Annotated in this window: 14 protein-coding genes; 12 read left to right on the top strand and 2 right to left on the bottom strand. The window is 39.0% G+C overall.

Features of this window, described 5'->3' with window-relative positions; genetic code table 11:
- The first annotated feature begins 397 nt into the window (after window positions 1–397).
- The 4 genes from QNM16_RS06185 (at window position 398) to QNM16_RS06170 (ending at window position 2,363) form a co-directional block, all read left to right on the top strand.
- The gene (locus QNM16_RS06185; RefSeq protein WP_284019670.1) at window positions 398–817 is read left to right on the top strand and encodes a hypothetical protein; all 420 of its coding nucleotides are present in this window, start codon (window positions 398–400) and stop codon (window positions 815–817) included.
- 130 nt (window positions 818–947) lie between these two features.
- Window positions 948–1,232, top strand: coding sequence for a hypothetical protein (locus tag QNM16_RS06180; RefSeq protein WP_284019669.1), 285 nt, complete (start codon window positions 948–950; stop codon window positions 1,230–1,232).
- A gap of 172 nt (window positions 1,233–1,404) precedes the next feature.
- Complete coding sequence (locus QNM16_RS06175) at window positions 1,405–1,902, top strand: hypothetical protein (RefSeq protein ID WP_284019668.1); 498 nt, start codon at window positions 1,405–1,407, stop codon at window positions 1,900–1,902.
- Window positions 1,903–2,051: 149 nt separating this feature from the next.
- Window positions 2,052–2,363 carry a hypothetical protein gene (locus tag QNM16_RS06170; protein WP_284019667.1) on the top strand — a complete coding sequence of 104 codons (312 nt, stop codon included), beginning with the start codon at window positions 2,052–2,054 and terminating at the stop codon, window positions 2,361–2,363.
- Between the two features lie 223 nt (window positions 2,364–2,586).
- Here QNM16_RS06170 and QNM16_RS06165 read toward each other — a convergent pair whose 3' ends face one another.
- The gene (locus QNM16_RS06165; protein ID WP_284019666.1) at window positions 2,587–4,683 is read right to left on the bottom strand and encodes a winged helix-turn-helix domain-containing protein; all 2,097 of its coding nucleotides are present in this window, start codon (window positions 4,681–4,683) and stop codon (window positions 2,587–2,589) included.
- Between the two features lie 199 nt (window positions 4,684–4,882).
- Between QNM16_RS06165 and QNM16_RS06160 the strand changes: the two genes are divergently transcribed.
- From QNM16_RS06160 to QNM16_RS06135, 6 genes are all read left to right on the top strand, one after another.
- A complete protein-coding gene (locus tag QNM16_RS06160; RefSeq protein ID WP_284019665.1) occupies window positions 4,883–6,439 on the top strand; it encodes an MBL fold metallo-hydrolase in 1,557 nt (518 codons plus the stop codon).
- A gap of 128 nt (window positions 6,440–6,567) precedes the next feature.
- Window positions 6,568–7,005, top strand: a complete 438-nt coding sequence (locus QNM16_RS06155; RefSeq protein ID WP_284019664.1) for a hypothetical protein — start codon at window positions 6,568–6,570, stop codon at window positions 7,003–7,005.
- A gap of 30 nt (window positions 7,006–7,035) precedes the next feature.
- Window positions 7,036–7,377 (top strand): SH3 domain-containing protein, encoded by a 342-nt coding sequence (locus tag QNM16_RS06150; protein WP_284019663.1) that lies wholly within the window; start codon window positions 7,036–7,038, stop codon window positions 7,375–7,377.
- 121 nt (window positions 7,378–7,498) lie between these two features.
- Complete coding sequence (locus tag QNM16_RS06145; RefSeq protein WP_284019662.1) at window positions 7,499–7,978, top strand: ClbS/DfsB family four-helix bundle protein; 480 nt, start codon at window positions 7,499–7,501, stop codon at window positions 7,976–7,978.
- A 145-nt stretch (window positions 7,979–8,123) separates the two neighbouring features.
- On the top strand, window positions 8,124–9,218 hold the full coding sequence (locus QNM16_RS06140) for a serine hydrolase domain-containing protein (RefSeq protein WP_284019661.1): 1,095 nt from the start codon (window positions 8,124–8,126) through the stop codon (window positions 9,216–9,218).
- Between the two features lie 83 nt (window positions 9,219–9,301).
- Window positions 9,302–9,985: an alkylmercury lyase family protein gene (locus tag QNM16_RS06135; protein ID WP_284019660.1), complete on the top strand. Its 684-nt coding sequence runs from the start codon at window positions 9,302–9,304 to the stop codon at window positions 9,983–9,985.
- 28 nt (window positions 9,986–10,013) lie between these two features.
- Here QNM16_RS06135 and QNM16_RS06130 read toward each other — a convergent pair whose 3' ends face one another.
- On the bottom strand, window positions 10,014–11,216 hold the full coding sequence (locus QNM16_RS06130; protein WP_284019659.1) for an endonuclease/exonuclease/phosphatase family protein: 1,203 nt from the start codon (window positions 11,214–11,216) through the stop codon (window positions 10,014–10,016).
- A gap of 289 nt (window positions 11,217–11,505) precedes the next feature.
- Between QNM16_RS06130 and QNM16_RS06125 the strand changes: the two genes are divergently transcribed.
- Both QNM16_RS06125 and QNM16_RS06120 read left to right on the top strand, forming a co-directional pair.
- A complete protein-coding gene (locus QNM16_RS06125; protein ID WP_284019658.1) occupies window positions 11,506–12,066 on the top strand; it encodes a GNAT family N-acetyltransferase in 561 nt (186 codons plus the stop codon).
- Window positions 12,067–12,298: 232 nt separating this feature from the next.
- On the top strand, window positions 12,299–12,703 hold the full coding sequence (locus tag QNM16_RS06120; protein ID WP_284019657.1) for a VOC family protein: 405 nt from the start codon (window positions 12,299–12,301) through the stop codon (window positions 12,701–12,703).
- Window positions 12,704–12,797: the final 94 nt, after the last annotated feature.

Genomic DNA, 12,797 nt, shown 5'->3' with positions numbered 1-12,797 from the left:
TCATCTCTAAGTGTTTTTGGGTGCATTAGATTATGAAATCAGATAAAGACGGTTATCCTATAGAAGCAGCCTGAAATGTTACTGGTGGTATATCTTTTTCAAAATATGTGCTTAGAACATGGGTATAATGGCGGCTTAATAGATGTATATATTTATACATGCACATGTAAATGCAATTATATATGTAAATATAAATAGCTCGGTATTTGTCAAGTATCACTGTTATACGACAAGTGACGTATTTTAACCATTGCTAATTTGGTGACATCTGTTTAAGTTGTTATGGTTGAAAGTAATAAAGCTCGTATCTGAATCGCTGTGGTTATGCGGTGGTAAATATGCTGTTATTATGCGACATTTTCGTAGATAAAAATGTTAGCTTTCTTGGAGGAGTTGTTTGAATATAGTGCTGACAGTATGGAAAGCTATGATAATTGCACTTTTTGGCTCTTTTTCGCTGTTACTTTCATCTGTGATTGTTGAATTCGGTTTTATGAGATTAACCTCATATTATGACGAAAGACTAAAGTTACCTTTTCATATGTTGCTTATTAACTACGAATATCAGTTAGCGGTTATTTTTACCTTGTATGCAATTGGTTGCTTAATGGCTTGGGCAAGCCTTAAGATAGTAAATATAAAAAAAGCGGTTTTAATAGCTTCCTTTATTGGTATTGTATTGGGGGTTGTAACTTCCATTCTAGAAGCTCTGCCAAATGACCCTTATGGTGTTAGGTTAGTTGTTTTTTTATGCGGCCCAGTTGTAATGATTATCGTCCCCTTTCTATCTATAAAACTATTAGGTAAAAAGGTTTAAACTTGACAGCGAAAGCTAACAAGGTCTTAAAGCCGGATTCGTAACTGTTGGCTCGGTTCCGCTTCGCTTCACATTTTAGCCAACAATCACTCACCGCTTAAGGCGGCGTTATGTTTCACGGATGGAATGGATGAAAAATAAAGTTTGGGTTATCACTTCATTAATTTTTCCAATAATTATTAATGTGTTAAGTGTTCAAAGTACATTTTGGTTTTCTTCCGTAAAAAGCATAAATAACTTCGAGAGTGTTTATATTTTTACGTCAATAGCAATAGGCGTTTTCATTTTTTCAAAGGTAAATTTCCCTTCTAATTCTTGGCGTATTTGGGCTTGGGTTATTTATTTGGCTGCATTGTTTCAAATTATATTTTGGGGTAATTTATTAACAGCATGTGCAAACGGGGATTGTTTGTAAAACATAACAAGCCGTTTCAGTCAGGGACTTTTAACCGTTGGCTTTCCCTCACTGCGTTCGTCATTTTGGCCAACTGCTTAAAAGCCCCTTAACGGGAGGACCAAATGGGACAGGCACATATTTATTAACTTAATACATACATTCTCTATTTTAAGTTTTTTGAGGACCTATTTTGACTAAAAAAGACTATATCGGATGGGGTGTTATTTTCCTGCCGTTGCTCATATCAACATCAGCTTGGTTGTTTTTTGATGTGTCAGTTTTGACTGGGCTTATAGATAAATTATTAGTTGGGTCAAATTTTTTAAATAATATAAATGAATATGCGAAATACCCTGAATTTTATAAGTGCTTATTAATTTTTCAATTACTCTTATCACCAATTCAAGGTGTTCTGATATGTTTGATAACGAAAAAAAATCTCAGCAGAGCGGTTTTTAAAAAGCCATGGCATATGGAGGTGGCCGCTTTTGGGCTGCCAGCATTAATCTATGCATTTAGTTCTAATCAGGCTTATAGGGAAGGGAGTATTCGTAACTTAATATGGTTTTACGATAACCCTTTTTCATTTGTTTTTTTGTTTATATTTTTACCTTCACTCTCATCTATATTGATGGCTATGTATATAAAAACACAGTTTTATAATTGCTTTAAAAAGGATCAAGTATGACAACCCAAACAGTAGAGAACAAGAAGTTCAAGCGCTATTTAGAAGGTGATTTGAATAAGCTGCACCAAGATTTGAGCGAGTGTTTTTAAAACCCGAAAAGGGTCGCACAAATTTAGTCAAACATTACCAGCCCCTTAGCAGGGGTTTATATGTCTAAGGAAGTCATGCGTAAATTATTTGTATTTCTCGTCGCTATTTTTTCATACCCTCTTTTGGCACATGAACAAACGATGTCTGAGTTAGAAATAAAACAAAGAGATGAGGTGATAACTGAGCTTACGAGTTTATTGCTTTTTCAGTATCAAAACTTGTCTCAAAGTGAACTGGCTGCGAGACTTAAAAAGCATCCAAACGCAGTTAAAAACTCAAACTATGTTAGTGTTGAAGATAATTATGTATTCTTCGGTGCCACTACAAAGTTCGAATTTAAAAACAATAAATTAATTAAGGTTTATTGGTAAGTACATATAACAAGTCAAGTTAATGGGACAATTTTAAGGTGAGAGCCGAAAAAGCACAGGCATAGATTTAGATTAGTAAAAAATTTAGCCTCCCGATAAAGCCACGATGGCTCATCAATAACCTTGCACAGCACTGAGCCAACAAAAAACAATACGCATACCTCGGAAAAGCAAGCACTTTGGGAAGTGGAGTTCCCTCAATAACTCAAAAAATAACACAAAATTATAAGCTGAGTTCTACCACATCTTGATTCAGCTCGATAAGTTGGTCTAGCAACACATACTCACCTTTTATATCTGATATTTTCCATGCAAAGGGCTTGAGAGGCTTCAATTTTTCTATAAATTCGCCGTTTAAGCTGTACTGGGTTAAATGTCCAGATTCTGTGTCATAGCTATAAAAGTGTTCTTTGTATAACGCTAAACTGTGGCCATTCAGTGTCGGCATTCGTTTATACTCAGTGCTCTCAGAGTTAAGCATTCGCTTAAAAACCTGTCCATCAAAGTCACTGATATAGAGTGCATGGTCACTGAGCCAGACTGACTGAACATCGTCAACTGAGTGGGCTGTAAATGTTTGCTTGTCTAGGTCCAGTTGCCAAAGTGTATGGGCAGAGGGCTGAGATGCCGTGACAAAAATCCCTGATTGAGGGTGCCAGTTTAGTACTTCCACTAGTGGTGCTGGCGCTTCAATGATATGAGTTTCCCCATTCAAATTAACCATGTGGAGCTGGGTTTGATGAATGACAGCTAGGTTTTGACCATCTGGAGCCCAGCTAAACTGCTCTATTTTGCTGTGCTGCGAAAAGTGTGTCAGTTGCTTTTCTTGTACACCGTCCCAAAGCCATATCTGATCTTGTCCACTGCGAGCAGAGATGAATGCAATCAGCTCACCATTTGGTTGAAATTGGGCATACTTTTCTCGGCTTTTAGAGCGCGCAAAGCTTGGATATGGTTGCACGCTTTGGTTCATTACGCGCTCTGTTTTGAAGTCTAGCTCACCACTTAAAGGTATTTGTGCAATATCGGTATCTTTATTGCCTTTGATGGCGATGATGTTTGAAGTCAAAGGATGAGATTGCGCGCTCATAATATCATTGAGTGCAGTTTGGTACACGGTCACTTTGCCATCTAGTGTTAAATGATAAAGCTTACCATGTGAGAATGCCAATAATGCATTGCCATGACCCGAAAAACGGATAGAAAACTGGTTTACTTGCAGCTGTTGATTGTTTGTATTTATTTCGCTTTGTTGCAAGATTTCGCCGCGCTTATTGAGTATGCTCAGCATGTGCAGGTTTTCTTGATTAAAGGAAAGCACAGCATACTGAGCATGTATTGGGTCATAGTCATACATATAAACTGAGTGATCTGCCAAATTAAATAGAGTACTCGTGTGTTGCTCTAGTGCATTGAACTTAATTAAGGTCTGCGTGTTACCTTGACGGCTTAAAAATGCATATTGGTGATTTGGCAGTGCCACAGGTCGCGTTATGGAGTTGGCTTGACACTGATAGGGCACAGTAGCAACTTGTGGTGTTTTTAAGGCGGTGGCAAAATTCAGCATATTGATTTGCCAGCAATTAGCTTGCAACGGCTCGTGTTGCGTGGTTTTGCTTTGATCACAATGGCGTTGCTTTGTATAAAGTATGTTACGGCCATCCGGTGTGAAACGTGTATCGCGGTAAAAGCCGGGCTCTATACTTAGTTGTTTTTCGATACCTGTTTGTAGGTTTTTAGCCCAGATATGGCTTTGGCATGAGTGCGTATGGCGATTAAATACGATGTATTGTCCATCGGGGCTATAGGTCACTTCACTCTCAAAGGCATCTGTATAAGTGAGTTGTTTTAAATTGCTCACCTCTAAAGCTTCGGGTTGCGTATGCCACCAGGTTACTAAGCCAAGCATAATAATCAGAAAACACGGCAGCCCAATATATAGAGCCTGCTTGAGACTCAGCGAGTGTTGCATGGCGGCGAATTTGGGTTTATTTTCGGGCAGCCATTGCACATCTACCATGAGCCGATAGCCTATTTTGGGATGTGTCGCAATGATGTGTGGTGACTTAGCATCATCCCCAAGTACTTTTCTTAGCCGTGCAATACACCGCTGTAAGGCATTAGGGACAACTTCACTGCCTTTCCAAACCTCATCCATGATTTGCTGGTGGCTAACCACTTCAGGCGCGTTTTGTGCGAGTAAAAGCAGTACCTGTAAAATTTTGGGTTCTACCTTGGTACTTTGCTCTGCACAAGAAATTTCAGAACGAGATAAGTCTATGAGATGTTCTTGAATATAAAAACGCTGCGTTGGGGACATAATCTTATTTTACGGCTTGAAGTATGCTCGAGTATATGCAGTTAATCAGAGGCTGTCGAGTATCAAAATACTACATAACTTATTGTAAACTATAGATATCAGCTATTCATCATGAATTCCTCAGTGTGCCTTTGTTGTACTTTTAGGGCTTTAAAGCACAGTAATGGCGCAAAAGTCATTATTTATGAAGGGAAATATTATGCGTATCTATTTCATACGAAAAACGTGGTCAAAGGCATATGGTTGTCGAGCTCTGCTTTGTGCACTCGTGGCGCTTCAAAGTAGCTCTGCTTATGCAGATGAGGCTGCCATCAAAGCAATTACTCGCGCTACTGAAGTCTACGGTATAGACACAATTTCAAAACTCAAACAATTAAAGGTGGAGGAGTCGCTATATCGTTATATGCAAGGGCAAAGCGGTCATGTTGAAGAGGGCTCGCATAGTCTGGTCTTACATAGGTATAAACAACAACTTGAAATTGACTTTGCCGCTAAAAGTAAATCGTTTAAACGCACTGATGAGAACTTAATTGGTAATTATGGCTATCACTCATTAGTCACGCTTGATAGGCGCTTTGTAAATGGGAAAGGCATGAAGGTAGATCATTGCATACAAACATATCAGCCTAGCACCAGAATGAGTTGGGATTCTGTGGCTCCAAATATAGAACAGAGTGTAGACACGCTAATTATTAAGGAGCTCAGTGACAACCTCACAAATGTCAGCAGTGGTGGGGTTACCTATATTCAAGGACATGCTCATATGGTACTTAATTGGACGGTTAATCAAGTACGAAAAACAGCTTATGTCGGTTCAGTTTCTGGTTTGTTGTCACGTTTAACAACTAAACAAAATGGAAAAACGACGCGTTATGACTTTTTGGATCATACACAAAATAATCAAGGGCTTACATGGGCGAGTCAAACGCTTGTAAGCCAAGAGCATAAACCCACTTTGCATGTCACAAAGCGAGTTGTCACACAGAGTGCTTCAACTTTCCCCTTGGTGCTAAAACCTGATGGCTACAAACTTAGCGACAACGACACATTTTTAGATTTTGCACAGGCGAGTGTAAATGAAATTGCCAAGGGGGTATTTTTAGTCGGTCAAGGCTGGGGCTTTACTTTATTTGTAGATATTGGCAAATCCTATATCTCGGTAGGCTCATGGCAAATGCCCAATGATACATTCACTTGGCAGCAAAGGTTAAACAAGTTGAATCAGCATATGGGCACTAATAAGCCAGTGTCTCAATTTATTGTGACACATCACCATGACGACCATTTAATGGGGTTAAATGAAGTCAGTACACATGGCACTAAAATACTTTTGATGGCGGAGCATCAAAAGGCGGTAGAAGCGAGTCTAGAAAAGCCTTTAACACCAAAAAATAGTGCTTTGTTACTCGACGGTATGATGCTAGCCAATAATAAGGTACAGGTCTTTGATGTCCCCAGCAGCCATGCTGATCATAATTTGGTTGTGTATTTACCAAAGGAAAAGATTGTGTTTGCAGAAGATATGTTTGGCAGTAGTCTTGAAGCGGGGTTTCATTCACCTAATAGTTGGCCAAGTCGAGATGTGTATTACCGAGCGCAGGTTTTAGATGAGAGGCTGAAAAAGCTTGGCATTCAGGCGAAGCATTTTGTGTCGTCGCATCATGGGCGAGTACTTTCGAATGAGGAGTTTAAAGCGCTAGTTAGTTTAAGCTGTCCAGAAAATAATGTATTAATTAAGCGCCTCTATTCTAGCTAGAGCAACCCAATTATAACGGTTAATTAAACTTTTAATACGATGTCTAGTTATTTTCTTTTTCGAGTTTATATAATAAATGCATGGAAGGCAATTTTGTTCTATTGTTGTAAATTCGACTTGGAGGTCTAGTGAAATTTATATTCTTAATCTTATTAATGCTATCCGTTTTAGGTTGTAATCAGATCGATGAGGTCTCTGCACTTAAAAGTTTGAATGACTCTAAACGTGTTTGGGTATTTGCCCAGTTTAATGTGCCAGAAGAGGGAGGCGAGATAGAGTCTTATTATTACTATGGAAAAATATCTAAAGCTCTATACGAATCTATTTCAAACAATGAAATTGGTTCTGGGTTTATTTTGATGTCGCAGGTTAAATATTGGGGAAATGATGATCTAATTCATGATTATGAGAACAAAGAGACTTCAGGAGAGCTCGTCTTTCGAATTGAACATATCGCAACAGTAAACTTGATTAATACTCCACCAGTTGCAGGCAAAGGATATAATCAATTTGAAGAAAAAGATTTGCCACCAGAGAGTGAACCTTTCCAGGCTGCTAGCAGTTAAATGAATAAGCTTTAAATTAATGAGAGTTATATGAATGTAGTTGTTGTAGAGGCGCATGTATCAGAGTTTCCAGAGCCCTTTTATCTAATACGGGGTGAGCAAGTAACACTAGGAAAAATGGACGATGAATTTCCAAATTGGGTTTTCATTGAGACAAACTCAGGCCAGCAAGGGTGGGCACCAATACAGTATATTGAAAAGTACGCACTGGGGAGTATAGGAGTACTGTCACAAGACTATGATAATAATGAGTTAAACACTGCGGTTGGTGAAAATCTGACAGTGCTCTTTGAGTTAAATGCGTGGTATCGTGTGAAAAGAAGTGCTGGAGAAATAGGCTGGGTGCCTGTTAGTACAGTAAAGGCGATGTAAAAGGAGGGCAAGTACTCTAGCTTGCAGCAATGGCCTTTAACTTTTCACATTTGTCTATTTTATATTGAAAAAACAATAGCAAGGAAATGCTATGTCTAGAATTGCTTCAAATAAATAAGAATTGTTATCTGCCATTGACACTATTTTCCCTAAACTACTGACAGATTATCGCTCGATAGCTGTCAGTAAGTCTCGAGTGTTAGGTGTACAAGGGAACGTTAAAGGAACGGTTGTGAGCCCATGCGATACTTTGGCTTATTTGCTTGGATGGGGGAAGCTCGTTTTAAAGTGGCATTACCTAAAGCAACAAACGCAGCCTGTGGATTTCCCTGAGCGCGGCTTTAAATGGAATCAATTAGGGCTGCTGGCAGAGCACTTTCATCAAACATATGCTGATTGGCAATACGAAGATTTGCTTGCGGAGCTCGAGATGTGTGTCGCGGATATTCGCGTACTGATTTTAAACTCAAATAACCATGAGCTTTATGAAGTACCTTGGTATGAAAAGTGGACGCTGGGGCGCATGATCCAATTAAATACGGCTTCGCCTATGATGAGCACGCGTACGAAAATACGACGGTTCAAGCGTTTGTATTGCTAATTGTATATATCAAAAGGAATATGTGATGAAGCATGTTAAGAGTTCTCTACATCGACAAATTAAACCTAGCTATCATTGCAAATAGAGACGAGGAAATAACCTCAATTTTCGTATTGATGTTAGTTAATATAACAAGGATAACGTTATGAAAACACTGGTAGCATTTATATATGTTGTTTTTACTTTGTACAGCTTGACCGCTGTTGCTAAGCTTTCAACATTAGACGAGTCCTTGAAGATGAAGGCGCTTAGTCAGCAAATAGATATGCTCGGTCAAGAGGGAGAATTTAGTGGCAGTATTCTGTTTGCGCGTAATGGACAAGTGTTATTTCATAAAGTTATCGGGCAACTGCACCCTAGATCTAACAAACGAATTACGAAAAGTTCAGCTTTTAACTTAGGGTCATTGTCAAAGCAGTTTATTGCAATGGCCATCATGATACTTAGGTATCAAGGCAAGCTAGATTATGATAAACCGATATATTCGTATCTACCTAATTTCCCTTATTCACAAGTCACAGTAAGGCATTTGCTCACACATACTTCGGGCATGGTTGGCTATGAAAAATTGATGAATAAATCATCTTCAAAACAAGTGCTCACCAATAAGAATATAATGTCTCAGTTTTTCAAACATTCGCCGAACTTAAAATTTTCTCCAGGCAGTCGATATTACGATAACCCGATTGATTATGTGGTGCTGGCATATATTGTTGAAACTTTATCTGAGCAGCCTTTAGATGAGTTTGCTAAACAGTATATTTTTGAGCCGCTTAATATGCATAACACACATATATTCACGTCGGTGTCCCAAAATTATGAATTGAAAAATAGTGTATATGGGCAGCCAGACGACAAGCTAAATGGCCATCCGAAAACTGTAGGTGTGATCGGCGCTGGGGCTGTTTATTCAACAGCCGTTGACCTGTTTAAGTGGCATCAAGGACTGAGTAGTAATAAGTTAGTGCCGCCGTCCTTGTTAGTAGATGCATTTTCTCCAGCAATACTTACTGATGGGTCAATAAAGTATTATGGCTTTGGTTGGGTTATTGATAGGAGTAATCCTAAGATAGTTTCTCATTCAAGTCATCAGCACGGCAATTACGCATTTATTATAAGAAATATGAAAACAGATGAACTACTAATATTTATGACCAACAACACCAAAGGTATTGAGTTTTCAAAGCTCAAGACACTAATCTACTCAGGGTTTGAAACGCAGTTTAGCAATATATATTAAAATACATTGAGGTATTTAGGGTTTTGCAATAACTGGGTATGGAAGCTAAGTTATGTTTACCTAGTTTAATTGACGAGATCTGCATGGCTTTAACTCAATCACGACTGCACTATGAGATAATGAAGCACTTTGTTGAGCATGCAAAAGCGCCGAGCATTGATGAGTTATGCGTTATAAGTGAGAAAAGTAGGGCGTGTATTGTTGTGGCGCTAAAGGAATTACAACAGGATCATGGTGTTGTTTTGCACCCAGTATCGAATGAAGTCTGGGTTATGCACCCTTTTTCTTCTGCGCCAACAAACTTTTGGATTCAGTCTGGTGATATGGGCTGGTGGGGAAATTGCGCTTGGTGTGCTTTGGGCGCAGCTGCACTACTTGATCGAGACTTGACCATTACAACTACACTGGGTAGTGAGTCAAAACAGGTAGTGGTTGAAATCATAAATGGAAGCATTGCGAATAAGCATTTATATGTTCATTTTCCTATTCCTATGGAAAAAGCTTGGGACAATGTAATTTACACTTGCAGTACCATGCTGATGTTTGAGTCTGAATCTGACATTGATGTATGGTGTGAAAGACACAATATGTGCAAGGGTGATGTTCAACCAATTGAGCATATTTGGGAATTTTCAAAAGTCTGGTACGGGCACCATTTGAGTCCTGATTGGGTAAAGTGGACAGTACAAGAAGCCGCAGAGATATTCGAACGCTTTGGACTTACACATTCTATTTGGAAATTGCCAGTGGAAAAAGGTAGGTTTTGAGCAGGCTAATTAGCCTGCTCGAGAGCAATTATTTAGCACAAGTATTTGGCAATAAAATATCAACCCATACTAATCTGTGATCGGAAGAAGCAGCTCTATTAGCCACCAATTCAGCACCGGACTCATGTTGTGCAGGCCAAAATACGCCGGCATTGATGACATCTAAATCGCTAGATGGCAGTACATAATCCGCACGCATTCCCCAATGTGCAGTATGTGCCACTGCATTTGCATTTTGTGGTTTGTTTAATCTTCCACCTTCAGATTTAGGCGTGGCTAAGTTGTTTACTCGACTGTGTGTGAGGAGCTGCTTGATGGCATTAGGGTGCCCGTCACCATCGACGTCACTGGCATTTAAATCGCCGACAATCACAAAAGATGAACCGCTGAAACCGCCTTTCACACCTGCGTCATCGTAAATGTAGCTGTGACCAGTTGCAGAAATATAGTCTTTCCAAAGCCTTAGTTCATCATGATTTCTTTTACCATTTCTGTCCTCAGGCCCATCAAAAACAGGTGGTGTTGGGTGGCTAGCAAGCACGTTTAGTTGCTGGTTGCAGATCTGAACAGGAATATCCCAATGAGACTTTGAAGAAAGGCGCATGATGTCACGTTCAGGTTGTGCATACCAACTCTTACCATCTTTGGTTGTTGGCATCATGTTGTTTGGCATATCTTTCCATAGAAAGTTTTGAAAAGTACGCACTTGATCAGCGTCTATTGGGAACTTTGATAGCAGTACCATGCCATATTGGCCCGGGTATTTGCCAAAGCCATAATGAGTGAGTTTGCTGTCTTTTCCAGTCAAAGGCGTTTTAACGCCCGTATTGACAGGTGCTAAATATACATGAGGATATGAGATTGGCTCAAAGCCATTTTGAGAAACCTCTAAGTATTTGTCTTTGAATAAGTTAATACCTTGATTTGGGTTGGCAATATAGTCAAATTCATTGAGTAGGATGATATCTGGACGTGTGCGTTGAATGATCTCGGCAATATTATTGATTTGCTTTATTTCACCACTTTTTAGCGCTTTAGTTAACACATTACCAGAAACATCTAACGCTTTATCAGCTTGATAGTTAGTTGCTTCCATACTTACGTTAAACGTAGCAACACGTATCGTGGTGTCGTTAATAGTGGCTGTGTCAGTTGTTTGAGTTGATGTTTGTTGACAGCCTGTGCCCAGCAAAGTAGCAGCTAAGGCGATAGATACTAGTGATGGTTTCATTATTAACCTAATACAAAATGCAATTGATGATAGTCTACCTGTTTGTTGTTCAAAGAGGGTTTAAAAGTATGTTAATTATTTGGTTTTTTTATTTTTTGAGAATAATTATGTAGATACTTCACAAACAACGAATATGTTGGTAGTTTTTGTTATGGGTACTTGGAGTTACAAAAGAACTTGTATTTAACCTAAAAACTGCGTTTTACAAGAATATAGTTAGCTGGGTGAAGGTGCACAGTAAAACACACAAAAACACCTGTTGTAGTATTTTACACTTAGGAGTAAGGCCTTGGTAAAACTAGAAGTAAATGATGAAATTTGTTTGAAGTTATTGTCGCTGTCTGACGCCCCAACGTTATTTACACTCGTTGATGAAAACAGGCAGCACCTAAAACAGTGGCTACCTTGGCTTGATTTTACCCAGTCAGTTCACGACTCAGAAGAATTCATAAAAACAACTCACCAGCAATTGAATGATGGGCTTGGCTTGATGGGCGGGATATATTTAAATCATACTTTGGTAGGCATGTGCGGATACCACCCCATAGATAAAATAAATGGAAGTACATCAATCGGTTACTGGCTTGCAAAAAAGTATCAAGGGCAGGGTGTCGCAACCCAATGTGTGAGTCACTTAATTGACTATGCATTTGAAACTTTAACACTTAACAAAGTTTCCCTCTCTATTGCAGAACACAACTACAAAAGTCAGGACATAGCACTTCGATTAGGTTTTGTACACAAAGAGTTCAAGCCTGACGCTGAGTTTTTGTATGACCGTAGAGTTAATCATATTTGTTATTGGGTGGCTCGGGAGGAGTGGTTAGCGCATCAGGCACATATTGATTAAATGGTCTAAAGTAGTCGACTTGAATTAAAAGGTATTATATTTCTTTCGCCAAAACTGATATAGCTTGATCTTAGTTAAGTAAAGTCTTACCCAGTTTTAAATATGTACTTAGCAAAGATATTGCTAATCAATAATTAACCTGTCCCGATAGGTGTTACGCGCCTTATCTTGAGCGACTTTATTGTCTGTGTGATTTCTAGTATAAACTGGTTTTTTTTTCGTGGATAAGAGTATGATTCAATCAGTACAGCAGCAAATTGGTAACATTGCATTGGTCGTTGAAAGTTACGATGATGCCATTGAATTCTATACACAAAAATTACAGTTTGAATTAGTTGAAGACACTGATTTAGGCGATGGTAAACGTTGGGTTCAGGTTTCCCCTCCTAATTCAAATGGCACTAATTTACTGTTGGCAAAAGCAAGCAATGATGAACAACGTCAGGCGATAGGGAATCAAAGCGGTGGACGGGTGTTTTTGTTCCTGCAAACTAATGACTTTTGGCGTGACTATAATCTTATGAAAGACAATGGCGTGGTGTTTCATGAGGAGCCAAGAGTTGAACAGTACGCAACCGTCGTGGTTTTCGAAGATTTATATGGCAACAAATGGGATTTGTTAGAACTAAAAAAATAATTGCAGGCTCGAAGAGGGAACTTCGTTAAGCTGGTCATCGAATATAGGCATATACCAAAAAATAGCGCATTATTTGTATTTAAGTTTGTTTTAC

Source organism: Pseudoalteromonas umbrosa (assembly GCF_030125375.1).
Lineage (GTDB): Bacteria > Pseudomonadota > Gammaproteobacteria > Enterobacterales > Alteromonadaceae > Pseudoalteromonas > Pseudoalteromonas umbrosa.
Note: the sequence above shows the minus strand (reverse complement) of the source record. Positions and strands in the feature narration are given on the sequence as shown.

Coding starts and splice junctions, on each gene's coding strand:
- QNM16_RS06170 (WP_284019667.1), top strand. CDS start 2,052: ATGTCTAAGGAAGTCATGCGTAAATTATTTGTATTTCTCGTCGCTATT.
- QNM16_RS06160 (WP_284019665.1), top strand. CDS start 4,883: ATGCGTATCTATTTCATACGAAAAACGTGGTCAAAGGCATATGGTTGT.
- QNM16_RS06165 (WP_284019666.1), bottom strand. CDS start 4,683: ATGTCCCCAACGCAGCGTTTTTATATTCAAGAACATCTCATAGACTTA.
- QNM16_RS06140 (WP_284019661.1), top strand. CDS start 8,124: ATGAAAACACTGGTAGCATTTATATATGTTGTTTTTACTTTGTACAGC.
- QNM16_RS06150 (WP_284019663.1), top strand. CDS start 7,036: ATGAATGTAGTTGTTGTAGAGGCGCATGTATCAGAGTTTCCAGAGCCC.
- QNM16_RS06130 (WP_284019659.1), bottom strand. CDS start 11,216: ATGAAACCATCACTAGTATCTATCGCCTTAGCTGCTACTTTGCTGGGC.
- QNM16_RS06120 (WP_284019657.1), top strand. CDS start 12,299: ATGATTCAATCAGTACAGCAGCAAATTGGTAACATTGCATTGGTCGTT.
- QNM16_RS06135 (WP_284019660.1), top strand. CDS start 9,302: ATGGCTTTAACTCAATCACGACTGCACTATGAGATAATGAAGCACTTT.
- QNM16_RS06180 (WP_284019669.1), top strand. CDS start 948: ATGAAAAATAAAGTTTGGGTTATCACTTCATTAATTTTTCCAATAATT.